General features: G+C 55.5%; 20 protein-coding genes. 15 read left to right on the plus strand and 5 right to left on the minus strand.

Going from position 1 to position 24,038, the window contains the following annotated elements; translation table 11 throughout:
* The first annotated feature begins 54 nt into the window (after nucleotides 1-54).
* The 11 genes from DI579_RS04815 to purM all read left to right on the plus strand — a co-directional run bounded on the left by DI579_RS04815 (nucleotide 55) and on the right by purM (nucleotide 13,591).
* Nucleotides 55-1,185: a glycerophosphodiester phosphodiesterase family protein gene (locus DI579_RS04815; RefSeq protein ID WP_290599201.1), complete on the plus strand. Its 1,131-nt coding sequence runs from the start codon at nucleotides 55-57 to the stop codon at nucleotides 1,183-1,185.
* 115 nt (nucleotides 1,186-1,300) lie between these two features.
* Nucleotides 1,301-2,290, plus strand: coding sequence for a glycerophosphodiester phosphodiesterase family protein (locus DI579_RS04820; RefSeq protein WP_290599203.1), 990 nt, complete (start codon nucleotides 1,301-1,303; stop codon nucleotides 2,288-2,290).
* 164 nt (nucleotides 2,291-2,454) lie between these two features.
* Nucleotides 2,455-3,891 (plus strand): adenylosuccinate lyase, encoded by a 1,437-nt coding sequence (gene purB, locus DI579_RS04825; RefSeq protein WP_303678808.1) that lies wholly within the window; start codon nucleotides 2,455-2,457, stop codon nucleotides 3,889-3,891.
* A gap of 70 nt (nucleotides 3,892-3,961) precedes the next feature.
* Nucleotides 3,962-4,855 carry a phosphoribosylaminoimidazolesuccinocarboxamide synthase gene (locus DI579_RS04830; RefSeq protein ID WP_303678809.1) on the plus strand — a complete coding sequence of 298 codons (894 nt, stop codon included), beginning with the start codon at nucleotides 3,962-3,964 and terminating at the stop codon, nucleotides 4,853-4,855.
* 57 nt (nucleotides 4,856-4,912) lie between these two features.
* Nucleotides 4,913-7,132 carry a S9 family peptidase gene (locus tag DI579_RS04835; RefSeq protein ID WP_303678810.1) on the plus strand — a complete coding sequence of 740 codons (2,220 nt, stop codon included), beginning with the start codon at nucleotides 4,913-4,915 and terminating at the stop codon, nucleotides 7,130-7,132.
* A gap of 89 nt (nucleotides 7,133-7,221) precedes the next feature.
* Nucleotides 7,222-7,470, plus strand: coding sequence for a phosphoribosylformylglycinamidine synthase subunit PurS (purS, locus tag DI579_RS04840; protein ID WP_290599207.1), 249 nt, complete (start codon nucleotides 7,222-7,224; stop codon nucleotides 7,468-7,470).
* Between the two features lie 4 nt (nucleotides 7,471-7,474).
* Nucleotides 7,475-8,152: a phosphoribosylformylglycinamidine synthase subunit PurQ gene (purQ, locus tag DI579_RS04845; RefSeq protein ID WP_303678811.1), complete on the plus strand. Its 678-nt coding sequence runs from the start codon at nucleotides 7,475-7,477 to the stop codon at nucleotides 8,150-8,152.
* A 28-nt stretch (nucleotides 8,153-8,180) separates the two neighbouring features.
* On the plus strand, nucleotides 8,181-10,478 hold the full coding sequence (gene purL / locus DI579_RS04850; protein ID WP_290599209.1) for a phosphoribosylformylglycinamidine synthase subunit PurL: 2,298 nt from the start codon (nucleotides 8,181-8,183) through the stop codon (nucleotides 10,476-10,478).
* Between the two features lie 6 nt (nucleotides 10,479-10,484).
* Complete coding sequence (locus DI579_RS04855; RefSeq protein WP_290599211.1) at nucleotides 10,485-10,889, plus strand: sterol carrier family protein; 405 nt, start codon at nucleotides 10,485-10,487, stop codon at nucleotides 10,887-10,889.
* Nucleotides 10,890-10,942: 53 nt separating this feature from the next.
* Entirely contained in the window at nucleotides 10,943-12,496 is a 1,554-nt protein-coding gene (gene purF, locus DI579_RS04860; RefSeq protein ID WP_290599212.1) for an amidophosphoribosyltransferase, read from the plus strand.
* 15 nt (nucleotides 12,497-12,511) lie between these two features.
* Complete coding sequence (gene purM, locus DI579_RS04865; protein ID WP_290599213.1) at nucleotides 12,512-13,591, plus strand: phosphoribosylformylglycinamidine cyclo-ligase; 1,080 nt, start codon at nucleotides 12,512-12,514, stop codon at nucleotides 13,589-13,591.
* A gap of 167 nt (nucleotides 13,592-13,758) precedes the next feature.
* Here purM and DI579_RS04870 read toward each other — a convergent pair whose 3' ends face one another.
* Together DI579_RS04870 and DI579_RS04875 are read right to left on the minus strand one after the other, a co-directional pair.
* Nucleotides 13,759-13,965 carry a DUF3073 domain-containing protein gene (locus tag DI579_RS04870; protein ID WP_290599214.1) on the minus strand — a complete coding sequence of 69 codons (207 nt, stop codon included), beginning with the start codon at nucleotides 13,963-13,965 and terminating at the stop codon, nucleotides 13,759-13,761.
* 125 nt (nucleotides 13,966-14,090) lie between these two features.
* Complete coding sequence (locus tag DI579_RS04875; protein ID WP_303678813.1) at nucleotides 14,091-15,233, minus strand: folate-binding protein YgfZ; 1,143 nt, start codon at nucleotides 15,231-15,233, stop codon at nucleotides 14,091-14,093.
* A gap of 328 nt (nucleotides 15,234-15,561) precedes the next feature.
* Here DI579_RS04875 and DI579_RS04880 point away from each other — a divergent pair, with 328 nt between their 5' ends.
* Genes DI579_RS04880 through cydC form a run of 4 tightly spaced genes read left to right on the plus strand, consistent with a single transcriptional unit; the run spans nucleotide 15,562 to nucleotide 21,745 of the window.
* On the plus strand, nucleotides 15,562-17,187 hold the full coding sequence (locus DI579_RS04880) for a cytochrome ubiquinol oxidase subunit I (RefSeq protein ID WP_290599216.1): 1,626 nt from the start codon (nucleotides 15,562-15,564) through the stop codon (nucleotides 17,185-17,187).
* A gap of 15 nt (nucleotides 17,188-17,202) precedes the next feature.
* Nucleotides 17,203-18,240 (plus strand): cytochrome d ubiquinol oxidase subunit II, encoded by a 1,038-nt coding sequence (gene cydB, locus DI579_RS04885; protein ID WP_290599217.1) that lies wholly within the window; start codon nucleotides 17,203-17,205, stop codon nucleotides 18,238-18,240.
* A gap of 26 nt (nucleotides 18,241-18,266) precedes the next feature.
* Entirely contained in the window at nucleotides 18,267-20,039 is a 1,773-nt protein-coding gene (cydD, locus tag DI579_RS04890) for a thiol reductant ABC exporter subunit CydD (protein ID WP_290599218.1), read from the plus strand.
* Entirely contained in the window at nucleotides 20,036-21,745 is a 1,710-nt protein-coding gene (cydC, locus tag DI579_RS04895) for a thiol reductant ABC exporter subunit CydC (protein WP_303678814.1), read from the plus strand. Before cydD ends, cydC begins: the two co-directional genes overlap by 4 nt.
* A 53-nt stretch (nucleotides 21,746-21,798) precedes the next feature.
* Here the strand turns inward: cydC and DI579_RS04900 are convergent, their stop codons facing one another.
* The 3 genes from DI579_RS04900 to DI579_RS04910 all read right to left on the minus strand — a co-directional run bounded on the left by DI579_RS04900 (nucleotide 21,799) and on the right by DI579_RS04910 (nucleotide 23,951).
* Entirely contained in the window at nucleotides 21,799-22,473 is a 675-nt protein-coding gene (locus DI579_RS04900; RefSeq protein WP_290599220.1) for an FABP family protein, read from the minus strand.
* 62 nt (nucleotides 22,474-22,535) lie between these two features.
* Nucleotides 22,536-22,949, minus strand: coding sequence for a hypothetical protein (locus DI579_RS04905; protein WP_290599221.1), 414 nt, complete (start codon nucleotides 22,947-22,949; stop codon nucleotides 22,536-22,538).
* Between the two features lie 120 nt (nucleotides 22,950-23,069).
* Nucleotides 23,070-23,951 carry a DUF2993 domain-containing protein gene (locus DI579_RS04910; protein WP_303678815.1) on the minus strand — a complete coding sequence of 294 codons (882 nt, stop codon included), beginning with the start codon at nucleotides 23,949-23,951 and terminating at the stop codon, nucleotides 23,070-23,072.
* Nucleotides 23,952-24,038: the final 87 nt, after the last annotated feature.

The following is a 24,038-nucleotide window of genomic DNA, read 5'->3' on the forward strand; positions in this document are numbered from 1 at the left end:
AGACGAGTTGGCCATAGAACGCCAGAAGTGTTTCAGGATAGAACAGGATCCACTATGAAAAATTCTCTGCTGCGTCGCAGCGCAACCTTAGCACTCACTATCCCCCTGGTAATGGGACTAGCTGCATGCTCTGACGACTCCGGAGATAATGAAGATTCCTCTACCGCAACATCTACATCCGCCTCTGCCAAGCACATTAAGGGACTCCCCGACGGATTTGATTTGCAGGCACACCGTGGTGGGCGCGGTGAAAACACCGAAGAATCAGCGCAGGCCTTCCGGCATGCTATCGAAACCGGTGTTAGTACTCTAGAACTCGACATTGTGATGTCGAAGGACGGCATCCCCGTGGTGTGGCACGATCCCGATGTCCAAGCTGAGAAGTGCCACGATACGGCACCTGCCACCCCTAACGACCACATGTACCCCTACGTGGGTAAGCTCGTCCACAACCTCAACTGGTCCCAGCTACAAACCTTGAGCTGCGACAAGAAACTTGCCGATTTCCCCGGCCAGAAAGTGGCTAAGGATAACCGCATGATTCAGCTGAAGGATGTTTTCGACATCGTTAAGAAGTACGGTGCGGAAAAGGACATCTACTACAACATTGAAACCAAGGTAGAAGCCGACGACCACAGCAAGTCTGCAGAACCAAAGGAATTCGTGGACGCCATCATGGGTGCCGTCAAGGACGCCGGCGTCCAAGACAAGGTTATGATTCAGTCCTTCGACTGGCGCACCTTCCCCCTGATGAAGGATGTAGCCCCAGAGGTTCCACTAGTCATGCTCTATGACGAAACCACGTGGCTGAAGGATTCCAAGTGGACCGGTGACGTTAACTACGACGATGTCAATGGTGATGTCATTAAGGCTGCTAAGAAACTTGGAGTGCAGGTACTGTCACCTGGATACACCAACCCCTACGGTTTGCTCCCCGGCCAGAAAGACTACAAGCTCGTCGCCGATAAGAAGTTCATTGACGCCGCCCACAAGGAGGGCCTACGCGTCGTTCCGTGGACCATCGATAACAAGGATGTGCTTGCCCAGCAGATTGAGGCTGGTGCGGACGGTATCATCACCGACTACCCGACTATGCTGCGCAAGGTTATGAAGGATAAGGGTCTCTCCCTCCCGAAGTCTTTCACCCTGAAAAAGGGCGACAGCGAAGCTATTAAGAAGGACTAGCTCGCAGGTTCTTCCCTAATCTGGTGGGAGTATGCCGCCAGGACTGTCAAAACTGCTAAGGGATAGTGTAGAAAGAGTACGGAAAAGCGCAGAAGGAACGCAGAGAGAATACAGTATGAAAAAACTGGTAAGTGCTGTTTTATGCGCAGCTACTATGGTGGCGGCATTAGCGGTGCCCGCTGAAGCCGCACCCAATCCAGCGTCCAATCTTCCCCATGGTTTTGACCTTCAAGCCCATCGCGGTGGAATGGCGGAATATACAGAAAGCTCGCTGGCGGCGTATGCGCATGCTCTTAAAGTTGGCGTTACCACCTTGGAGATGGATATTTACCTCTCCAAGGATGGGAAGCCAATGATCTGGCACGATCTGGTCATTAAGCCGCAAAAGTGTCGTGATACGGCACCGGCTTTTCCCCATGATCCGGCATACCCCTATGTAGGGAAAACTATTGCGTCGCTAACATTTCAACAGCTTCGGACGGTCCGCTGCGATAAGTTCCAACGCCACTATAAGGACACTCTTCACCGAGTTCCGAATGCCACCATCTACACCCTTGATGAGCTTTTCGATATGGTGCGGAAGACGGCAACGTACCCGGTACATTTCAATATTGAAACGAAGACAGTGCCGGTAAAAGATAGTGACGATAAAGCTTATCGGACAATGAAATCCATTGTTGATACGTCCCGTAAGCATGGTTTCTTAAACCGCATTATGCTGCAGTCTTTCGACTGGCGCACGCTAGAAATGGTGCGGAAGTATTCACCTAGTGTCCCTACGGTGATGCTGTACAGTCGCGCACACTGGGTATCTTTCACACCCATGAGTGGCCCGGTTGATTATCTGCGCGTAGGCGGAGACATTATTAAGGCTGCTCAGCAGTTGGGCGCGCAAGTCCTGAGCCCCGACTATGGCAGTGAACATAACCTCTACGCCGATGCAACGCTTTGTGCACGTGCACACGCGGCTGGTTTGAAGGTTGTGCCCTACACTGTGGATTCTGAAGAAGCGATGCGTAACCTGATTACGGCTGGTGTGGACGGGTTCATTACGAACTATCCCACGCGCGGCAAACAGATCGCTCACTCCATGCAGAAAATGTAGAGGAGCCAGAGTAATAAAACACAGTAATAAAACTCTGTGTAGGGAACTACATATAGCTATTCAGTGGCTTATATAGTGACGTATCAGTGGCGCCGATGTTTTAACATCGGCGCCACTGTTGTCTGCATATTTGTGGAGCGGGCATAATAGGAGGCGTGGAAAAGATGCAGAAGCCGCGAATCGCGAATGTCCTAGCCAACCGTTACGCCTCCCCCGAGATGGTGGAGTTGTGGAGTGCCGAGCACAAGATCATCATGGAGCGAGAGCTCTGGATCGCTGTTCTCCGTGCTCAAACTGACCTGGGAGTGGGTGACCCCCAGATAGCAGAAGAGGCCCTCGTCGCCTACGAATCTGTGAAGAACAAGGTTGACCTCGCATCCATCGCCCGTCGTGAAGCCGTCACCCGCCACGATGTGAAAGCCCGCATTGAAGAATTCTGCGCACTGGCCGGATTCGAACAGATTCACAAAGGCATGACCAGCCGTGACCTCACCGAAAACGTGGAACAGCTGCAAATAAAGCGTTCCCTGGAACTTCTCCGTGGTCGCGCCATTGCTGTTGTTACCCGCTTAGCACACATGGCCGCCACTTACAGTGATCTCGTCATGACCGGGCGCAGCCACAATGTAGCCGCCCAAGCCACCACCTTGGGCAAGCGCTTCGCCTCTGCCGCAGACGAAATGCTGGTGGCCATTGATCGTGTGGATCATCTGATTGATACGTTCCCCCTGCGCGGCATTAAAGGCCCCATGGGAACCAGTCAAGACATGCTTGACCTCCTCGATGGTAATGAAGCTAAACTCCGCGACATGGAGAGAGGTATTGCCGAACACCTGGGATTTTCCACTGTCTTGGATTCCGTCGGCCAGATCTACCCACGTTCTCTGGACTATGACGTCCTTACCGCCCTCGTTCAACTGGGTGCCGCGCCCGCCAGCCTTGCCACCACTATCCGCCTTATGGCTGGCCAGGAACTTGTCACAGAAGGCTTCAAGCCGGGCCAGGTGGGATCCTCAGCCATGCCACACAAGATGAACGCCCGCTCCTGCGAGCGTGTGTGTGGTTTCCAGGTGATCCTGCGCGGCTACTCCACCATGGTTGCCGATATGGCGGGCAACCAGTGGAATGAAGGTGACGTATCCTGCTCCGTCATTCGTCGCGTGGCTCTACCAGATGCCTTCTTCGCCCTGGACGGCATGTTTGAAACCTTCCTCACTGTATTGGAAGAGTTCGGCGCCTACCCGGCCGTCATTAATAATGAACTCCACCGCTATCTGCCGTTCCTGGCCACAACTAAAGTGCTTATGGCTTGTGTGCGTAAGGGTGTGGGCCGTGAACAAGCCCACGAAGCCATTAAGGAAAACGCTGTGGCTGTTGCCCTCAACATGCGTGAAAACGGTGGTGAGCAGGATCTCCTGGAGCGTCTTGCCGCCGACGACCGGATCCCTCTGAGCAAGGAAGAACTAGAAGAGACACTGGCAGATAAAGAAGCCTTTATTGGTGCTGCACCCAGCCAGGTACAGCGCGTTATTGCCAAGGTCGACCAGTGGGTTAAGCGCTACCCAGAGGAAGCAGCCTACCAGCCCGGCGAGATTCTCTAGGCTGCCCATCCCCCCATTCCATAACCTTCCCATAACCCCGTTTCATAACTCGAGAGAGTAGGCATCCACTATGCGCCCTCAACTTTCCGATTACAAGCACCTTTCTGCTGGTAAAGTCCGCGAACTGTACGAAATTGACGATGACACGCTACTGATGGTCGCCACCGACCGCATCTCCGCCTATGACTGGATCTTGAGTACTCCAGTTCCCGACAAAGGCCGTGTGCTCACCGCCATGAGCTTCCACTTCTTCGACATTATCGACTTCCCCAACCACCTTGCCGGCGGTCCGGAAGACGAGCGTATTCCTGCAGAAGTGCTGGGTCGCGCCATGGTGTGCAAGAAACTGGACATGGTGCCGGTGGAATGCGTTGCCCGTGGCTACCTCACCGGCTCGGGCCTTATCGACTACAAGGCTACTCAGCAGGTGTGCGGCGTGGATCTTCCGGCTGGACTGGTGGAATCTAGCCAGCTGCCGGAACCAATCTTTACCCCCGCGGCGAAAGCAGAACTAGGGGAGCATGACGAAAACGTTTCCCTGGCACAGGTTGCTGACATGGTCGGCAAAGATCTGGCGGAGGAACTGAAAGCCGACACCCTCAAGATCTATACGCAGGCTGCCACTGTGGCGAAAGAACGCGGCATTATCCTGGCCGATACTAAATTCGAGTTTGGCCGCGATAAGGACGGCACACTGGTTATTGGTGACGAAGTTCTCACCCCGGACTCCTCCCGCTACTGGCCTGCTGACGAGTACTGTGAGGGCAAAGTTCAGCCCAGCTTCGATAAGCAGTATGTGCGTGACTGGCTCACTAGCCCCGCCTCCGGTTGGGACAGAACAAGCGACACTCAACCCCCAGCACTGCCAGCAGATGTTATCGCGGCTACCCGCGCCCGCTACATTGAGGCCTATGAGAAGATCTCCGGCAAGAGTTTTGCCGATTGGCCAGGTAGCGCACTCTAACACAACTCCAACAACTACCCGCAAAGAAACCACGTGACCACTCCACACAATTCCGGTGTGAGCTCAGAAACTCACACCGCCCCGCTGACACCTCCTATAGCTCCACGCCATCCACAGGTACGCGAGTACCACGGCCGTCGTTTTGTTGACGACTATGAATGGTTGCGCGACAAGGATAATCCGGAAACAATCAGCTACTTGGAGACGGAAAACGCCTACACCGAGCAACAGACTGCCGATCTGAAGCCGTTGCAGGAAAAGATTTTCCAGGAGATCCGTGGACGCATTAAAGAAACTGATCTCTCCGTCCCCACACGGCATAAAAACTGGTGGCATTACGCGCGCACGCAGGAAGGTAAAGCCTATAGTGTGGTGTGCCGCCTGCCCGCCAAGCCGGTGACGGCACCAGATGCGTGGGAACCGCCGCAGCTTACCCCCGGGAAACCGATAGAGGGAGAAGAAATTCTCCTGGACTGTAATGAGCTTGCCGACGGCACGGACTTCTTTGCGTTAGGTGGAGCCAGTGTTACCAGGGATGGCCGCTATTTGGCGTACCTTACCGACACTGTTGGTAATGAGCGCTACACCCTCCACATACGGGATCTTCAGACGGGGGAGCAGCTTCCTGACGTCATCACCACTATCGCTGCCGGGGTGGAATGGTCCAATGATGGTGACTACCTCTACTACCAGCGTGTTGATGAGGCTTGGCGGCCCGACTCGGTATGGCGTCACCAGCTCGGTACGGACCCTGCCGCCGATGTGCGTATTTTCTATGAACCCGATGAACGCTACTGGGTGGGCATGGGTTCTACTCGTGATGAAAAGTATTTCACTATTGCTGTCTCCTCCAAGATCACTACAGAATTATGGTTCTTGGATGCGGACGACCCCGCCGGGGAATTCCAGTGTGTACGCCCCCGCGAGGAGGGCATCGAGTACGGGCTTGACCACTTCACTTTGCCCGCTACCGGCACCTTGCCAGAGCGGGATGGCTTCGTGGTTGTCCATAATGCGAGTGGCCCTAATTCGTGTGTTGCACTTTCTGATACGTGGCAGTTGAGTAACCTCAACTCCCTCAACGAACTACCCCAGTTACTTCCCCATGATGACGCCGTGCGGATTGAGGATGTGGACGCCTTCACCGGCTATCTGGCAGTGTCATACCGGAAAGAAGCATTGCCACGTCTGGGGCTCATCTTCCTGGATACGGAACGGGCAGTGAAACCAGGGGAGACCCTCGTCGATCTTTGTGGAGAAATGCAGGATATTGATGTGGGGGAGGAGCTTTTCAACATTGGTATCCACGCTAACCCGGAGCCGGCCGCACCACTGTTGCGTCTTTCCTACGGTTCTTTTATTACTCCGCCAACGGTAGCTGATTATCGTCTGTCCGATGGTGCGCTCATTATTCGGAAGCAGGCGGAAGTACAGGGTGGCTATGATCCTTCCCGCTACGAGCAGAAACGTTTGTGGGCAACGGCCAGTGACGGCGAACGCATCCCCATCTCCCTCATCGCCCGAAAAGGTACGCATGGGGAGGATCCCTACCGTCCCACCCCAGCACCGTTGCTGCTCTACGGCTATGGATCCTATGAGGATTCACGCGACCCAGGTTTTTCTGTGCCGCGCCTGAGTTATCTGGATCGCGGTATGGCGCTTGCTATTGCGCATGTGCGGGGTGGTGGCGAGATGGGCCGCCGCTGGTATGACGATGGCAAGTTGGAGAAGAAACCGAATACGTTTACCGATTTCATCGCCTGCGCCGATTATCTGATTGCGGAAGGATACACGACACCCGCACAGATGGTGGCTAATGGTGGTTCTGCCGGTGGCCTTCTGATGGGTGCGGTGGCGAATATGGCCCCGGATCGTTTCGCCGCAATTGAAGCGGATGTGCCTTTTGTGGATCCGCTTACCAGTATGTTGATGCCGGAGCTACCGCTGACCGTCATCGAGTGGGACGAGTGGGGCGACCCGCTACACGATCCCGCTATCTATGATGTGATGGCCAGCTATTCCCCCTACGAGAACGTCACCGCGCAGGAGTATCCGGCGATCCTGGCGACGACGAGCCTCAATGACACTCGTGTGCTGTATGTGGAGCCAGCGAAGTGGGTGGCGAAACTGCGTGCTGTGGCAGGGCCAGTGACGAAGCATGAGATTTTGTTGAAGACAGAAATGAATGCTGGGCATGGGGGAGTGTCGGGGCGTTATGCGCAATGGCGTGAGATCGCTTTTGAACTGGCGTGGATGCTCTCGCAAACAGGGCTTTAGCATTATAAAAACCGGCTTCTGCAGGGTAGAATGTGCATGAATCCTTGTATTTTCAAGGTCCCCGTGACGCCCATTAAGAGGAGAAAAGCGTGGCTCGCGTAGTAGTCGATGTGACGATCAAGCCGGTAATCCTGGATCCCCAGGGTAAAGCCATTCTGGGTGCAATTAAGCGCCTGGGATATGAAGGTTTTGACGATGTTCGCCAAGGTAAGCACTTCGAGCTAGAAGTAGCTGACAGTGTAACCGATGAGCAGCTCGATGAGATCGCGCAGAGCCTCCTCACCAATACGGTTATTGAGGAGTATGTCGTTCGTCGCGTGGAGAACGAGGCGAAGTAGCACAATGGCGACCCGAGTTGGTGTAATTACTTTCCCGGGCACCCTCGACGATGTCGATGCTGCCCGTGCTGTGGAATATGCTGGAGCCGAAGCCGTGTCCCTGTGGCACGCCGACTCCGACCTCAACAATGTTGACGCAGTTGTCGTCCCGGGAGGTTTCTCCTACGGCGACTACCTCCGCTGTGGCGCTATCGCCTCCCACGCCCCCGTCATGCGGGAAGTGGTGGAGGCTGCCAAGAAAGGCATGCCTGTTCTAGGTATCTGCAACGGTTTCCAGATCCTCACCGAATCTGGTCTCCTCCCCGGTGCCCTCACCCGCAACCAGGATCGCCGCTTCATCTGCCGTGTGCAGCCTCTCGAAGTGTGCAATGCGGAAACTGCCTGGACTAATCGCTTCGCTAAAGGCGACATCATGACCGTCGTCTTGAAGTCTGGGGAAGGCCGCTACGTTGCCGAACCCGACACCTTGAAGATGCTGGAAGATGAGGGACGCGTTGTGTTCCGCTACGCTGACCAAACCCTCAATGGTTCTATCAATGACATTGCTGGTGTGTGCTCCGAAAACGGTCGCGTTGTGGGCCTTATGCCGCACCCTGAACATGCCATCGACACGATGACTGGCCCCACTGCGGACGGCCTCATCATGTTTAAGTCCGCCCTCGACGCCGTCCTTTCGGTCTAGCGTCCCCACCGGAAAGGATTGATGAGAGATGTCTGAACAGCAGCTTGATACCGTTGCCTACGCGGCAGCCACCCCCGACCTGGAACAGCCCTGGAAAGAACTCGGCCTGAAAGAAGACGAGTACCTCCGCATTCGCGAAATCCTCGGCCGTCGCCCCACCGACGCAGAACTCGCCATGTACTCCATCATGTGGTCCGAGCACTGCTCCTACAAGTCCTCCAAAGTTCACCTGGGATACTTCGGTGAAACAATGACCGAGGACATGCGCAAGAACCTACTCGCCGGTATCGGCGAGAACGCCGGCGTTATCTCCATCGGTGACGACTGGGCCGTCACCTTCAAAGTGGAATCCCACAACCACCCCTCCTACGTGGAGCCCTACCAGGGTGCCACCACCGGTGTGGGCGGCATCGTCCGCGACATTATGGCCATGGGCGCCCGCCCCGTCGCCGTCATGGACCAACTCCGCTTCGGCCCCTCCGACGCCAAGGACACCAAACGTGTCCTCCCCGGCGTTGTCGCTGGTGTGGGCGGCTACGGCAACTGCCTAGGCCTCCCCAACATCGGTGGCGAAACCGTCTTTGACGAAACCTACGCCGGTAACCCACTGGTGAACGCTCTCTGCGTGGGCACCATGCGTGTAGACGACCTCCACCTGGCCTTCGCCTCCGGTAAAGGCAACAAGGTTATCCTCTTCGGCTCCGCCACCGGACTCGATGGCATCGGCGGCGTTTCCGTCCTTGCCTCCGAAACCTTCGACGACAGCTCCGCAGAGACTGGCGCTAAATCCCACAAGAAACTCCCCTCCGTCCAGGTAGGCGACCCCTTCGCAGAGAAGGTCCTCATCGAATGCTGCCTTGACCTCTACCACGCCAACATTGTTGTGGGCATCCAGGACCTGGGCGGTGCCGGACTCTCCTGCGCCACCTCTGAACTGGCTGCCGCCGGCGACGGCGGTATGCACGTTGACCTCGACAAGGTTCCCATGCGCGCCAAGGGCATGACCCCCGCCGAGGTCCTCTCCTCCGAATCCCAGGAACGCATGTGCGCCGTCGTCACCCCCGAAAATGTGGATGCCTTCATGGACATCTGCAAGAAGTGGGATGTACAGGCCACCGTTATCGGTGAAGTTACCGATGGCGACCACCTGGTTATCGACTGGCACGGGGAAACCGTTGTGGACGCCGTCGCCCACACCATCGCCCACGAGGGCCCCGTCTACAACCGTCCCATCGAATACCCCGACTGGCAGGACGCTGTGAAAGCAGACACCAGCGTCAGCCTGGCCCGCCCGACCAGCCCCGAGGAACTCCGCGACACCCTCTACCGGATGCTCGCCTGCGAAGACCTCTGCTCCCGCCGATTCATCGTGGAACAGTACGACCGCTACGTCCGTGGCAACACCATTGAGGCAGAAAACGCCGACGCTGGTGTTCTCCGCATCGACGAAAACACCGGACGCGGCATCGCCCTCGCAACCGACGCCTCCGGCCGCTACACCTACCTGGACCCCTACACCGGCGCCCAGCTAGCCTTCGCGGAAGCCTACCGCAACGTTGCCGCCACCGGTGCCCGCCCCGTCGCCGTCACCAACTGCTTGAACTTCGGTAACCCGGAAGAACCCGCCATTATGTGGCAGTTCAAAGAAGCCGTCCACGGCCTGGCTGACGCCTGCGCCCACTGCGGTGTGCCCGTCACCGGCGGTAATGTCTCCTTCTACAACAAGACCGGCAATACCTCCATCCTGCCGACTCCGCTTGCCGGTGTCCTGGGTGTTATCGACAATGTTGATGACGCTATCGGTACCGCTTTCGGGTCCCAACCCATGGAAAGCATCTTCCTGCTGGGCGAAACCAAGGATGAATTCGACGGTTCCATCTGGGCCAAGACCATGCACCAGCACCTCGGTGGTGTTCCCCCGCAGGTTGATCTTGACCACGAGCAGAAACTCGCCGAGTTCATGGTGGAAGCGGCCAAGACTGGCACCGTCTCCGCCGCTCATGACCTCTCCGAAGGTGGACTTGCCCAGGCGGTTATTGAATCCGCCCTCGGCGGCAATGTGGGTGTTACCATCACCCTGCCGGAGGGTACTGACCCGTTCGTAGAGCTCTTCTCCGAATCTGCGGGCCGTATTCTCGTTGCCGTCCCACGCGACCAGGAAGACGCCTTCACTGCGCAGGTGGAAAAGTCCGGTCTGCCCTGCACGCGCATTGGTGTTGTGGAAGAATCCGCCACCGTGACCGTCCAAGGACAGTTCGCCGAGAAGCTAGAAGATTTGCGCCAGGCATGGGAAGGTACCCTCCCCACTCTGTTCGCACACGCTTAAGTAACTGTGTCACGCACGGCCCCGTCACCAGCGGAATTACGCGCCGTCATCCTTAGTATCCTGCCCTGGATAGAGGATGACGGCGCCGCCGTGCCGCCACGCTCAGACTCCCGCTACAGTGCTATTGCGGAAGCTGTACGCGGATCCGCCCGCACGCTTGCCGAGATCGCTCCCGGCCGCAGTGTGGAAGTTCGTATCCCTCCCTTCGTCGCCGTGCAGTGCATTGACGGGCCCCGTCATACACGCGGCACCCCGCCCAATGTGGTGCAAACTGACCCGCACACGTGGCTGCGGCTGGTCACCGGCCAGGAATGTTGGGAAGATGCCATTCCCCTCCACCTCAGCGCTTCGGGAAGTCGTGCCGGAGAGATCGCGCACTGGCTACCCATTGTGCCCACGTGTGCCAACTGACTAACTAATGAGTAACTAACGAGACGACTACCAAGAAAGGTACGATAAGTACCATGAGCAGCCCCTTGGATGACCTAGGAGAGCAGAAACCACGCGAGGAATGTGGCGTCTTCGCAGTGTGGGCTCCCGAGGAAGAAGTTGCAAAGTTAACATTCTATGGCCTCTTTGCCCTCCAACACCGTGGGCAGGAAGCCGCCGGCATCGCCGTGGGTGACGGCCAACAAACCATCGTCTTCAAAGACCTTGGCCTGGTTAACCAAGTATTCGATGAACAAACCTTGCAGGCCATGCAGGGAAATGTTGCTATTGGGCACACTCGCTACTCCACCACAGGTGCATCTACCTGGGAAAACGCTCAACCTATGTTCCGCTCCATGGGAGAGGATACGGGTGTAGCGTTGGCCCATAACGGTAATCTCGTCAACACCACTGCGCTGTTACGCCGCGCTATCCAGCTTGGCATTATGTCGGAAAACGAACTGGATGGGTGTACATCCGACACGGACATTGTGGCATCTCTTCTCGCACACACTGCTGTCAAGCATGGATTAGAAGACGCTGCCCTGCATCTCCTTCCCAAAGTAGAGGGTGCCTACTGCTTCGTCATGTGTGATAACGACACTATCTATGCCGCACGTGACCCCTACGGAGTACGCCCATTAAGTCTTGGGCGGTTGGAGCGTGGCTGGGTTATCGCCTCTGAAACCTGTGCCCTGGATATTGTGGGCGCCTCCTACGTGCGCGATATTGAGCCAGGCGAGTTCGTCACCATTAATGCTTCTGGAGTGCATTCTCGGCATTTCGCGGAACCCCGGCACGCGCGCTGTATTTTTGAGCACGTCTACCTGGCGCGTCCAGATTCATACCTTAACGGGCATTCTGTGAACAGCACACGTGTGGGAATTGGGCGGCGGCTAGCGAAGGAACACCCCTGCGATGGTGATCTTGTTATCCCCGTCCCCGAATCAGGAATGCCGGCAGCAGTCGGCTATGCACAAGAATCAGGTATTCCCTTCGCGCAAGGACTTACCAAGAACTCCTACGTGGGCCGTACGTTCATTCAGCCCTCGCAAACTATCCGCCAACTGGGTATTCGTCTAAAACTTAACCCGCTACGTGAAGTTATCCGCGGTAAACGCCTAGTGGTTGTGGATGACTCCATTGTGCGCGGTAATACACAGCGCGCACTGGTCAGTATGCTGCGGGAAGCCGGAGCTGCTGAAGTACACGTTCGTATTGCCTCCCCACCCGTCAAATGGCCATGCTTCTATGGCATCGATTTTGCGTCTCCGGCAGAACTCATTGCCAACGGCGTTGATGATACAGACGACATGCTGGAGGGTGTGCGCCGGGCAATTGGTGCTGATTCCCTCGGGTATGTTTCACAGGAGGCAATGGTGGAAGCCACTGGTCAGCCTGCTTGTGAAATGTGCTGTGCCTGCTTTGACGGGCAGTACCCCATTAAACTCCCACCGGAAAACCCACTGGTGAAGCCGCTCCTGCACATGGAGGGCGCAAACTGTGTGGTGGCTTCCGATACTGAGGTTCCAGATGATCTGCTGGACCTGGTAGAACCCGAAGAACAGATCACCAACACCCCGCAGTAAAGAAGTGAGTGTCTCATGAGTGTGGAAAACCCCCAATCGAAAGGGATGTCCTACGCCCAAGCTGGTGTCGATATTGAAGCAGGCGATAAAGCTGTAGAGCTTTTCGCCCCGCTCGCCAAGAAAGCTACTCGCCCGGAGGTGCGCGGCGGACTTGGCGGCTTCGCTGGCCTTTTTGCGCTGGGTACCCAGTACAAGGAGCCGCTGCTCGCAGCCTCCTCTGATGGTGTTGGCACCAAGATTGATATTGCCCGCCAAATGGGTGTCTACAACACGGTTGGTCTCGATCTTGTCGCTATGGTTGTAGATGACCTTGTTGTCTGCGGCGCAGAACCCCTCTTCCTGCAGGATTACATTTCCATTGGCCATGTTGTGCCTGAAAAAGTCGCCCAGCTTGTTGCAGGTATCGCGGACGGTTGCGTGAAGTCCGGCTGTGCGTTGCTCGGTGGTGAAACTGCTGAACATCCAGGCCTTATGGCACCAGACGAGTTTGATATGGCAGCCACCGGTGTTGGCGTCGTAGAGGCTGCAGAGGTCCTTGGACCCGATCGCGTGAAGGCCGGCGACGTATGCATCGCTATGGCGTCCAGTGGCCTACACTCCAATGGTTACTCACTTGCCCGTAAAGTACTGCTTGATATGGCTGGTCTTCCCCTGGATGCGCATGTGGAAGAGTTCGGCCGTACCGTGGGTGAAGAAATGCTGGAACCCACCTATATCTATGCCAAAGACTGCCTGGCTGTTATGGCGGAAGCCCAGGTGCGTACATTCTGCCACGTTACTGGCGGTGGATTAGCAGGGAACCTGGCACGAGTTATTCCAGAAAGACTCACTGCTGATCTGGACCGCGCCACCTGGACACCAGGCGCAGTTTTCCGTGTCATCCAAAAGGAAGGACACGTTGAAATTGCCGATATGGAACAGACATTCAATATGGGTATCGGTATGGTCGCTGTTGTTGCCCCCGAAGATGCAGATCGAGCAATGGCAGTACTGACCGCCCGTCATATTGACTCGTGGGTACTGGGAGAGGTTCGCGCTGCGGACGATGCTAGTATGCCGCGAGCAACCCTCCATGGTAGCTATCCGCGTTTTTAGCTTTCATACTGTCAATGGACAGGCAAATATAAACAGCTGAATAAATAGCACGAAAGGGGAGCTCCACTGCTAGTGGGGCTCCCTTGACGTATTTATATATCGTTGAGTGCGGTAGAGATACGCGTTATCGCGAAAGAGTGGAATGGAAACACTCAGTGCGAAGCTGGTCACTTCCAGTCTTCGTACTTCTTGTACGGATCCTCGTCTTCAACGTCATCGTACTCATCCGCCCACCTGTCGACGTAACGATCATCTTCATCAGATGACGAGCCAGACAGCTCACGCTGGAGGCTCTCAAAATCAGTCTCAGGAGAGTTGTACTTCAACTGGCGAGCAACTTTAGCCTGCTTCGCCTTGGCACGGCCGCGGCCCATGGCCTGACCCCCTTGAAATGTGGATGGCTCTCACTTTTGTGAGTCACCGAATGTTTCTACGTATGGTCCTGGCAACTAGGATACCGGTTTTCCTGTCAAAATTCTTTCTTGACGTGAGAAGTTCCTCATAAGTTCCTGTGTCTTGCTGATGAGCGGAAGCTCTGAACAGCCTCTCTACCTGCCCTATGCCCATCAGGATGAACCGATAATTCCCCCATAATAGAGGCTTTACCTGCATCTTCATCTGTTTTCCAGAAAAGTTCTTGAGAATCTTCAATAGTGCGGCGAACTAATCCCAATGCCAGTGGGCCATATTCCCAATGATCGACAACCGTACCAATACGTCCCACAGACTTGCGATAATCGGCATCCGCATAGAGATCAGTGCCAGGAACGGGACGCACTTCGGAGGAGCCATCAAGAAGAAGAACAATTTGGCGACGTGGCGGCAAACCAACATTATGAATCTTGGCGACAGTCTCCTGGCCGCGGTAGCACCCCTTTGTGACGGAGGCGCCGGCACCCGTATCCGGTTCCCCCACAGAGTTATATTCATGGGGAAGGGATTTGTCGTCCATGTCTGTTGTTATCTCTGGGAGACCTGCTGCGCAGCGCAGCGCGTCCCACGTCCACTTACCAGTAGTGGTAAGGCCAGTAGCACATAGCTCGTTGACGAGGGAAGCACAGTCAGTAGTGGGAGGAATATATAGCAGTGCAGTGGGGATCCCGCGTGGGCAACCTTGGGCGGTAATGACGTGCTTGCTGTCTAGTAGTGCGGAGACAGCGGGGGAGAGGAGCGGCTGCGACGTGGCAGCAGTATCGGTGGCAGCAGTGTTAACAATTGCGCATACGCTGTCGTCGGTTGTGGTAACAGTGACGTTTGACCAAAACACCATGCTGGTGAGGTACTCCTGGAGAGAATCTCGATGTTCTCTGGGGGTGGCAAGGAAGTAACCGTCGGGTGTGCGGGCCACCCAGCATTCTTCACAAATGTGTCCGTGGGCATCCAGGATGTAGGCGTGCCGCAGTTCGCTGTGGGTGGGGGAGAGGACAGGCATATCGACTACTTTTTGGGCGAGTAGTGAGTGTAGCCAGCTGGGGGCATCTTCTCCGGCAACGTGTAGTACGGAAAGGTGGCGTAGATCGATGAGGACGCCTGTGTCGTGGGCGGCGCGTTGTTCTGCGAAGGGGTCTCCGCAATGCCAGGTGGATGCGGTGGGGTGAGTGGATGTGGGCACACCCTGGGGGAATTGATAGCTGGTGGTCATGATTAAGAATATATGTTGTTATCGTGACATTTTAGGATAAATTACCCCCGTTTGGGGGTAGTCTATTTTTGCCACGATATTGCCAAATTATGTCATTAACCAGACTTATAAATTGTGATCGATGCCACTATAAATGCCGGTCACATACGGTCTTTAATAAATCGAAAAAATAATTCCATTATTACAACGGATTTTTATGGCAAATAATGCGACAGTCTGTCTCATTCAGGTTCACCCTAGCTGGCTGTCCTGTTAAGTTAGGCTTAGGCCCGAGAACTATCGGGATCACCGCAATGGCAGCAATGCCACGCAAAACGGAGTCGCTTCAATGGATGTTTTAGACCTATCCCGGTGGCAATTCGGGATCACGACGGTCTATCACTTCATCTTCGTACCATTGACGCTGGGCCTTACGGTCCTTGTCGCTATTATGCAATCCATCTGGATGGGTACGAAGAAGGAGGGATGGTACCGCGCTACCAAATTCTTCGGTAAGTTGATGGTCATCAACTTTGCCCTCGGTGTCGCAACTGGCATCGTGCAGGAATTCCAGTTCGGCATGAACTGGTCCGGGTATTCTGCCTATGTCGGTGACGTATTCGGTGCACCGCTCGCTTTCGAAGGCCTCATGGCGTTCTTCCTAGAGTCCACTTTCCTAGGACTCTGGATCTTCGGCTGGGGTCGCCTATCGCGCAAAGCCCACTTGGCGTCTGCCTGGGCATTTGCACTAGCAACCAATATCTCAGCTTTCTGGATTATTACCGCTAACGGCTTCATGCAGCATCCAGTTGGAGCCGAATACAACCCAGAAACAGGACGTGCCGAACTCGTTGACTTCGGGAAACTACTTGGTAACCCCGCGGGCCTGCTCGCCTTCGCCCACGTTATTTCCGCATCCTTCCTGCTTTCCGCTACGTTCGTGGCCGGTATTGCCGGATGGTGGATGTCCCGCATTGTGCGAAACTATTCCCAGAACAATCCCGCACAGAACACTCTTCTCCAAAGCAACGTCGCAGAGGGTAGTGCGGTAGAGAAAGCTACAGATAAGGCTGCTAAGAAAGCTGCCAAGAAGGCCGCCAAAGACTCTATTGGTGCACACACCATAAAAGACGCCGAAACGGTTTTCCGTCCGGCGTTCCGTCTGGGTCTTCTCGTCATGATCATCTCCGGAATTCTTGTTATTGTTTCCGGTCACTACCAAATGCAGTGGGTATTTGACGATCAGCCCATGAAGGCCGCCTCTGCGGAAGTTCTCTGCAAGACTGAAACAGACCCCAACCTTTCCCTCCTCTCCAAAGCCCCCGGGAATAACTGCGAGAATGCCGATGAGATCATGGGTATTCCCGGTATGCTCTCGTGGCTCATCGACGGTAAGACCTCCGGTGTTACCGTGGAAGGCATTGAAAACCTCCAACACAAGTACGAGAAGATGTATGGGCCCGGTGATTATCGCCCCAATATCCTCGTCACCTACTGGTGCTTCCGCCTTATGATCGCAATGGGTGTCTTCAGCCTTATCCTCGCCATTATTGGGCTTGTCGTTACCAGTAAGGGCAAGATGCCAAGCAGCAAACACTTCGAGCGTTTCGCTGTCTTCTGCTTGCCCTTCCCCTTCATCGGCCACGCTCTTGGATGGATTATGACGGAGATGGGACGCCAACCCTGGATTGTCCACCCGAACCCCTCTGGAGATCCGCGTATTCACCTCACCGTAGACGAGGCTGTGTCCCCGCTGGCACCCCATGAAGTGTGGATTTCCGTCATTGGGTTCACCCTGGTCTATCTCATCCTCGCCGTTGTCTGGTTCTACCTCATGCGTCGCTACACAGCTGTGGGCCTAAGGCCAGCTGACAAGGAGCCACTGCCTGAGTTTAAGGACGACGATAACGACGGCTATCCCGACTACGCTCACGACGAGAACGGGGACCCCACTCCGCTCTCCTTCGCCTACTAAGAGGAGGTTACTGACATGGGTTTGCAAATCACGTGGTTTGTTCTAGTCGCAGTCCTCTTCTTCGGCTACTTCGTGCTAGAAGGCTTTGACTTCGGCGTTGGTATTTTGGCACCGTTCGTGTCCCGTCACGATAATCCTGAAGTGCAAGAAAAGAAGCGTCGTGTTGTTCTCAACACGGTCGGTCCGCACTGGGATGGCAATGAAGTGTGGCTACTCACCGGTGGTGGTGCCCTCTTCGCCTCCTTCCCGCAATGGTACGCAACCTTATTTAGCGGCTTCTATCTAGCACTCTTCCTTATCTTGCTGGCCCTCATCTGGCGCAACGTCTCCATTGAGTTCCGCGGCAAGATTGAATCTAAAGGCTGGCACAAGGCCTGGGATATTGGATTCTTCGTCGGTTCCCTGCTACCGGCACTCCTCTGGGGTGTGGCTTTCGCCAACATTGTGGAAGGCGTTGAAATCGACGCAGACAAGAATGTTCTCACTTCCCTGTGGGGCCTACTGAACCCCTACGGCATTCTCGGTGGCCTGGCTACTCTGCTGCTGTTCACACTGCACGGTGGAGTATTCCTGGCGCTGCGAACCGAAGGAATTGTGCGCGAGTCCGCACTGAAGGCTGTTCGCTATGTCGCTATCCCCACCATCATTGTGGTGGCTGCGTTCGGCCTGTGGACCCAGCTGGCGCACGGTAAAGGCTGGACGTGGGCGGCCCTGGCTATCGCCGCAGTTGCCCTCATCGTGGCTGTAGTGCTGGCCTGGCGTGGGCAGGAAGCTGTCTCCTTCGGCCTCATGTGCCTCACCATTGCCGGTGTTGTCCTGCTGCTGTTCGGCTCCCTCTACCCGTACCTCATGCCGAGCACACTGGAGGGTGGCTTCTCGCTCAGTATCTACAACGCCTCCTCCAGCCACTACACGCTGAAGGTCATGACCATCGCCGCCGGCATTATGACGCCTATTGTCATCGCTTACCAGGCCTGGACTTTCTGGGTCTTCCGCAAGCGCCTGACCACGGCTCTTATCCCTGACGGACTTGGTCTAGAAGCGGCCGCCTAACGGAAAAATTAGGTAGCCTTTAACCTGTGAAAAAAACACAAGAACGCCGACAACCACCTATTGATCCACGGCTGTGGAAAGCTTCCCGAAGCGCCCGCAGATACCTGGTTCTCTCGGTCGTTGTCGGCGTTCTTATTGCCACACAAATGATTGTGGTGGCCTGGTGCATTGCGCGTGTCACTGCCGGAATTATCACCCAGCCCACACACCGCCACATCAGCGACTGGGCGCTAGAACTTAGCCTCCTCGCGGCAATGATTGTGCTGCGCGCCGTCACCGGATGGGTACAAGACCGGTACGCACACCGCGCTGCTGGACGCGTCGTCCTCGACCTCCGACTTTCCCTCCTGCGCGCGGCCCGCCACACCAACCCTCGAGTGCTGGCCGCCCACCGCGACGAACTCCGCACCGTCGCTACCTCTGGCCTCGACGGGCTCCCCACCTACCTCATCAGCTACATTCCGGCCCTCATGCTGGCTGTTACCGTCAGCCCCCTCACCTGGATAGCTATTCTGTGCGCCGACTGGCGTTCCGCCGTCATTATCGCTATTACTATCCCGCTTATCCCCATCTTCATGATCCTTGTTGGCAAACTTACCGAGGAACGCACCCGGCGTCACCTTGAATCCATGAAGACACTCTCTAGTACTCTGCTGGATCTTGTGGCTGGCCTGCCTACATTAATTTCCCTGGGGAGGGAGAAAGGCCCCGCCCGCACTGTTCGCCGAATTGGCCAGGAACACTTCAATGCCACCATGGCGTCGCTGCGTATTGCCTTCCTCTCCAGTGCAGTACTAGAACTTCTCTCCACTCTCTGCGTTGCCCTCGTCGCCGTAGAGCTTGGTTTTCGCTTGATGGGATACACCGGGGAAGTTCCCCTTTTTAACGCTATTTTTGTGCTCATTCTTGTGGCGGAAGTCTATAAACCACTGCGCACTGTGGGATCCAAATTCCACGATTCCGAAGACGGCCAATATGCTGCCGATCGCGCCTTCACAGCTATTGCCCTAGCCGAAGAAAAGACACAGCACGAACCAGACTCTGTTGAACGAGAGCCTGCTGCACTTTCCCCGGCTAGCCGCATTGACGTCACGGACCTCACTATTACCTCGCGTGGCGGCTATGCCCCCTACCAGCTTTCATTTACTGCCGAACCTGGCCATATTACTGTTCTGACGGGTGCTAACGGTGTTGGCAAATCCACAAGCCTCTTAACCATCCTAGGAATGCCCGGCATGATGCCAGAAGACTCCGGAATACACGGAACAGTCCTTATCGATGGGCACCCAGTACGCAACATTCCCACCGAGTACTTGTGGGAGCACATGAGTTGGCTACCACAGCGGCCGGCCATTATTGCCGGTACTGTCCGCGACAATCTGCTAGGATCCGTAACTTCTATAGGACGCTCTGCAGGTCCTTCTACAGATCCTTCTGCAGGGAATATAACCGATGCCATTGTGCAGGCTGCCCAGCAAACAGGCTTTAACCACGTTATCGAGCAATTACCTGACGGCTACGATACCTGGCTTGGCTCCGGTGGTATAGGCCTCAGCCTGGGACAGCGGCAGCGTCTAGCACTCACACGCACTCTTGCCGACACTACCCGCCACGTCATACTTTTGGACGAACCCACCGCTCACCTTGACGGGGAGGCCGAAGACCGCGTTATCGCCAGACTGCGGGAACGTGCCGCCGCTGGGGACACGATCCTCATTGTGGGCCACCGCGACAAATTACTGCAGGCAGCGGACACCGTTGTGAATGTTCACCGGCGTGATAGGGAGGAGGGACAGTGAAAGAACTTCGTCTTGCTTTCGACCTCCTACGAATGAATACGTGGCGAGTTATTCTCGCCATTGTCGTGGGGAGCCTCACCCTTCTCTCTGCGTTGGGGTTGGCTGGTTTATCAGCCTGGCTTATTGCCCGCACATGGCAGAAGCCTCTGGTGGCTGCCATTACCCTCTCTGTGACATGCGTGCGCGCGCTGGGCATATCACGTGCTGTTTTCCGTTACCTTGACCGCCTGGCCTCCCATAATGTTGCCCTCAAAGGGCTTGTGAATGCTCGTGAAACAATCTACAACCATCTAGCTGCGGGAGATCCCACAGTAGTACTACGCATGCGGAAAGGGGATTTCCTGGCCCGTCTCGGTGCCGATGTTGACGCAGTGGGGGATCTTATTGTGCGAGGTATTATCCCCGCCTTCGTAGCGCTTGTACTGGATATTGTGGCCATTGTGTGGATGAGTATTCTCTCTCCTTGGGCCGGACTTGTTATGGCCATTGCACTGCTGATCTCCGGCATACTAGTACCCTGGCTATCGGCACGTTCCTACACGGAGGCGGAGGAAGCCCGTGCAGATGCCGAACACGATCTGTATGCGGACGTCGTCACCGTGATGGATCATGCTCCCGAACTTGCTGTTGCTGGCCGCCTAGACACAGTTATTGATTCCGCCGACCAGGCAGGCGTCCGCACCTTAGAGGAAGAAGACCGCAGCGCTGCTCCCAACGCAATAGCTTCAGCTATTGGCCCCGTCGCCACCTGGATAACGGTGCTGGCATGCCTCCTCATTGGCATTATTCTGTATGCGCAAAATGGTGCAGGCGTAGCGTTTGCGGAAACAACCGCCATGCAGCCCACCACACTATTAATGATGTCCCTGCTGCCGCTGGCAGCTTTCGAAGCATCCGATCAATTACCGGTTGCGGCCCAACAATTTGTGCAATCCCGTGCAGCATTACGCCGGTTACGTGAATTACTCACCCCGCCACGTGAAACCGGTGGCACCCCGCTACCGTCACCACTCCCTGCAACAGCACCAGCAGTGCAAGTTGACCATCTGGTAGCTGGCTGGGATAAGGCACGTCCACTGAATAACCCACTCACTTTTTGCCTTACCCCTGGTGAACGCATGGTTATTGTGGGCCCGTCCGGTATTGGTAAAACGACACTATTGTCTACTATGGCGGGGCTCCTCCCCCCGGTGCAGGGCACAGCGCTTCTCTATGGGGTGGATGTTGCTGTAGCAGAAGAGAAAAGTCTCCGCAGTACAGTGGGTGTTTTTCCCGAGGACGCCCATATTTTCGACACAACAGTACTGGAGAATCTGCAGGTAGCCACCGGTAATGTCACTGTTGAGACAGCGACGGCAGCGCTGCAGAAAGTCGGTTTAGGGGAGTGGCTTGATAACCTTCCCGACGGCATTAATACTCATCTCGTTGGCGGTGCAGAAGCTGTCTCCGGTGGGGAGCGTCGCCGTATCCTACTGGCGCGTGCCTTACTGTCACAGCGGCCAGTAGTGTTCTTGGATGAACCCACAGAACACATGGATAAAGTGGATATGCGAATGATGATGCAGCGCATTCTTACCGCTGACGATATCTTTACCGCACAGCAGACTGTAGTGGTGGTAACGCACGTCCTACCCGATAATCTGCCGGAAGATGTACAGGTAGTGGCAGTGGAACCAACGCCAGAGCGTCGATTCCTCACCGCCTAAAACCGCGATGATCGCCTAAAACCGCGATATCGGCACACGTTAGTCTGTACTCTTTAGCCAATAATGCGGCTAAGGCGAGCCGACATGCGGGGAACGAATTCACCTTTCACTTCGCGCTCTTCCACCCATCCCAAATCAGTGCCTTCAACCAGGCCATAGAGGCGTTTACCGCGGCCAAGATCCTGGCCGGTGGGGGAGGCGAGGGAGACGTCAGTAGTTAGTTCCCAGGCACGCTCGTTGAGAGGCTTCCCTAGATAAAGCTCGGAAAGACCAGTGCTGGTGCAGACAAGCAGCTCAATGTCGTCGCTTGCGCTAATGCGCCAGAAGCCGCTTTCGCGAACATCTGGGTTAGTGACGGAGCCTTCGCCGTCAAGACGCCAAGTGCGGGAATCCCAGCACAGGTAGTTTTCACCATTATGGGAAACGATAAGCTGCTGCCCAAAAGCGAAATCACCCTGCTCGTTTTTGGCTTCTTCCTCGGTGGGGGTGGCTTCTGGATAGTTACCCACGCCCGTACCACGCCACACACCTACCAGAGGAAGGAGAGCAAGCAGACCTTCATGAATATCGGGGCCGTAGCGCAGGTTGGCGGTGTCGTCGGCAATGGGGAGTCCCTCCAGGGCAGGGATATTAAGACCGGATGTGGAGGCGGCTATCTCTTCTGCTTTGGTAATAGCTTCATTGCCGGTAAGGGGAGTGCTGCTTGCGGTGTTGTTCGTGTCAGTCATAGGTGTTCGATTCTCTCGTTGCGGTGGTGACGGGGTGAGTGTTTGTGCGTGCGTATGAAATTTTAGTAGTTACGTCTATTGGCGCGCCGGTGTGGACGGGTGGAGCGACTATCGCGTGTCCGGAGGGAGCGGCGAACTGTTTCACCGCTTCTCGCTGCGCTGTGGTCTCTAGCTGCGCTGTGGTCTCTGGCTGTGCCGCCACCTGCGGCTGTGCTGTCAGTGTTGGTTGTACTGTCTCCGATAACAGTGGGCTCTACGGTGTTGGATCCTGTTTCCGCCAAGTTGGTGTGGACGGGTGCCGCGCTGCGGAAAACAGCGGAGTCGTTATCGTCCGCCTGGCTCGTGTAGGTATTGTCGGTGCCGTCATCGTATATACCTGTGGGAACACGACGATAGTTGCGAATAAAAACAGCCACCATGCCAGCTGCTTGCGCAAGAGCTACCAAGATAAGGAGGATCTGCATTGTTACTACCACGTGCTTATTCTCCTTCTGGAATATCTGTGCAGTCTGAAATATCTGTGCAGTCTGGGATGTAGTATGTCGCGAAGGTGCATTCCCATATCTAGGGTAATTGGTGACAATGTTCTTGCAGCATTATTGTGGCGCGAATTTGAAATAGTTTGCGAGGTTCTCCCAGCGAACTTTTGTGGACGTCCCTCCGGGGTAGCGAGCAGTGTTTTTGCCCGTGATAGGCGATTGGGCAGTGGGACCAACGATAACAAGGTTGCCGGCCTGCGCGTAGGCTAACTGTGGAGTGATGCCGAGGGGGAGCGAGGGAACATAGAGGCTTAGCGAAAGACGGTCAAAGACTTTCTTCCTGTTCGCATCATTGACGGGGCAGGGGGCAACGCTGGAATCTTTCGTCTTGTCCTTAAAAATTAGGAGATCCTCAGGGTCTATTTCTAGCCGCTGTCCTTCTTTCCAGAAGAATACGTGGGCGCGAACTTGCACATACACCGAGTTACGTTGCTTATGTCCGCAATCAAGAGGGAGGGTTCCGGTGAGGAGTCCCTTATCTTCTCCAGCACCGGCGGGAGAGGCATTCGTACCCGCTTGAAACTGAAGATCGCTGATGCCGGAGTGCTCAGCGAGCGCACTGCCGGAAATGTAGACGCGGCCGGTGCCTTCTCCAAAACTAAAATCGTGAAGTTTTCCGGCGAAGAGATCATGCTGGTTGAATTTCAGGTTGGAGTATTCAACCTGTACGTTAGCGCGGGGGATATCGGGGGAGGCGTCTGGCTCATCATTGAGGTTAATAAGCAGATCGCCACTATGTCCGGTAGGGAGTTTGGCAATATTGGGGAAGGATTTGAAGGCGACGTCTGGGCGTGTACGAATACGCGCATTAGCGAGAAGAACATTAGCGAGCATCTTTTCCGCGTAGGAAGAGACCGCAATTTCCGCTAGGCCAAGGACTAACACCACAATGGCGAGCCCAGTGAGCCACTTTTTCACTGTCGTATTCGGCATGCGCATACCTCTATTGTGGACTATTAATTCTCTATGACCTAGTAGCTACAGGCTCAGCAGCCACAGGTTCAGTAGTCACAGGCACAGTAACTA

It is taken from the genome of Lawsonella clevelandensis, from assembly GCF_003241315.1.
GTDB lineage: Bacteria > Actinomycetota > Actinomycetes > Mycobacteriales > Mycobacteriaceae > Lawsonella > Lawsonella clevelandensis_A.

Excerpts from the sequence above, each read along its gene's own strand:
- DI579_RS04815 (WP_290599201.1), top strand. The coding sequence starts at position 55 with ATGAAAAATTCTCTGCTGCGTCGCAGCGCAACCTTAGCACTCACTATC.
- DI579_RS04820 (WP_290599203.1), top strand. The coding sequence starts at position 1,301 with ATGAAAAAACTGGTAAGTGCTGTTTTATGCGCAGCTACTATGGTGGCG.
- purB (WP_303678808.1), top strand. The coding sequence starts at position 2,455 with ATGCAGAAGCCGCGAATCGCGAATGTCCTAGCCAACCGTTACGCCTCC.
- DI579_RS04830 (WP_303678809.1), top strand. The coding sequence starts at position 3,962 with ATGCGCCCTCAACTTTCCGATTACAAGCACCTTTCTGCTGGTAAAGTC.
- purQ (WP_303678811.1), top strand. The coding sequence starts at position 7,475 with ATGGCGACCCGAGTTGGTGTAATTACTTTCCCGGGCACCCTCGACGAT.
- purL (WP_290599209.1), top strand. The coding sequence starts at position 8,181 with ATGTCTGAACAGCAGCTTGATACCGTTGCCTACGCGGCAGCCACCCCC.
- purF (WP_290599212.1), top strand. The coding sequence starts at position 10,943 with ATGAGCAGCCCCTTGGATGACCTAGGAGAGCAGAAACCACGCGAGGAA.
- purM (WP_290599213.1), top strand. The coding sequence starts at position 12,512 with ATGAGTGTGGAAAACCCCCAATCGAAAGGGATGTCCTACGCCCAAGCT.
- DI579_RS04870 (WP_290599214.1), bottom strand. The coding sequence starts at position 13,965 with ATGGGCCGCGGCCGTGCCAAGGCGAAGCAGGCTAAAGTTGCTCGCCAG.
- DI579_RS04875 (WP_303678813.1), bottom strand. The coding sequence starts at position 15,233 with ATGACCACCAGCTATCAATTCCCCCAGGGTGTGCCCACATCCACTCAC.
- DI579_RS04880 (WP_290599216.1), top strand. The coding sequence starts at position 15,562 with ATGGATGTTTTAGACCTATCCCGGTGGCAATTCGGGATCACGACGGTC.
- cydB (WP_290599217.1), top strand. The coding sequence starts at position 17,203 with ATGGGTTTGCAAATCACGTGGTTTGTTCTAGTCGCAGTCCTCTTCTTC.
- DI579_RS04900 (WP_290599220.1), bottom strand. The coding sequence starts at position 22,473 with ATGACTGACACGAACAACACCGCAAGCAGCACTCCCCTTACCGGCAAT.
- DI579_RS04910 (WP_303678815.1), bottom strand. The coding sequence starts at position 23,951 with ATGCGCATGCCGAATACGACAGTGAAAAAGTGGCTCACTGGGCTCGCC.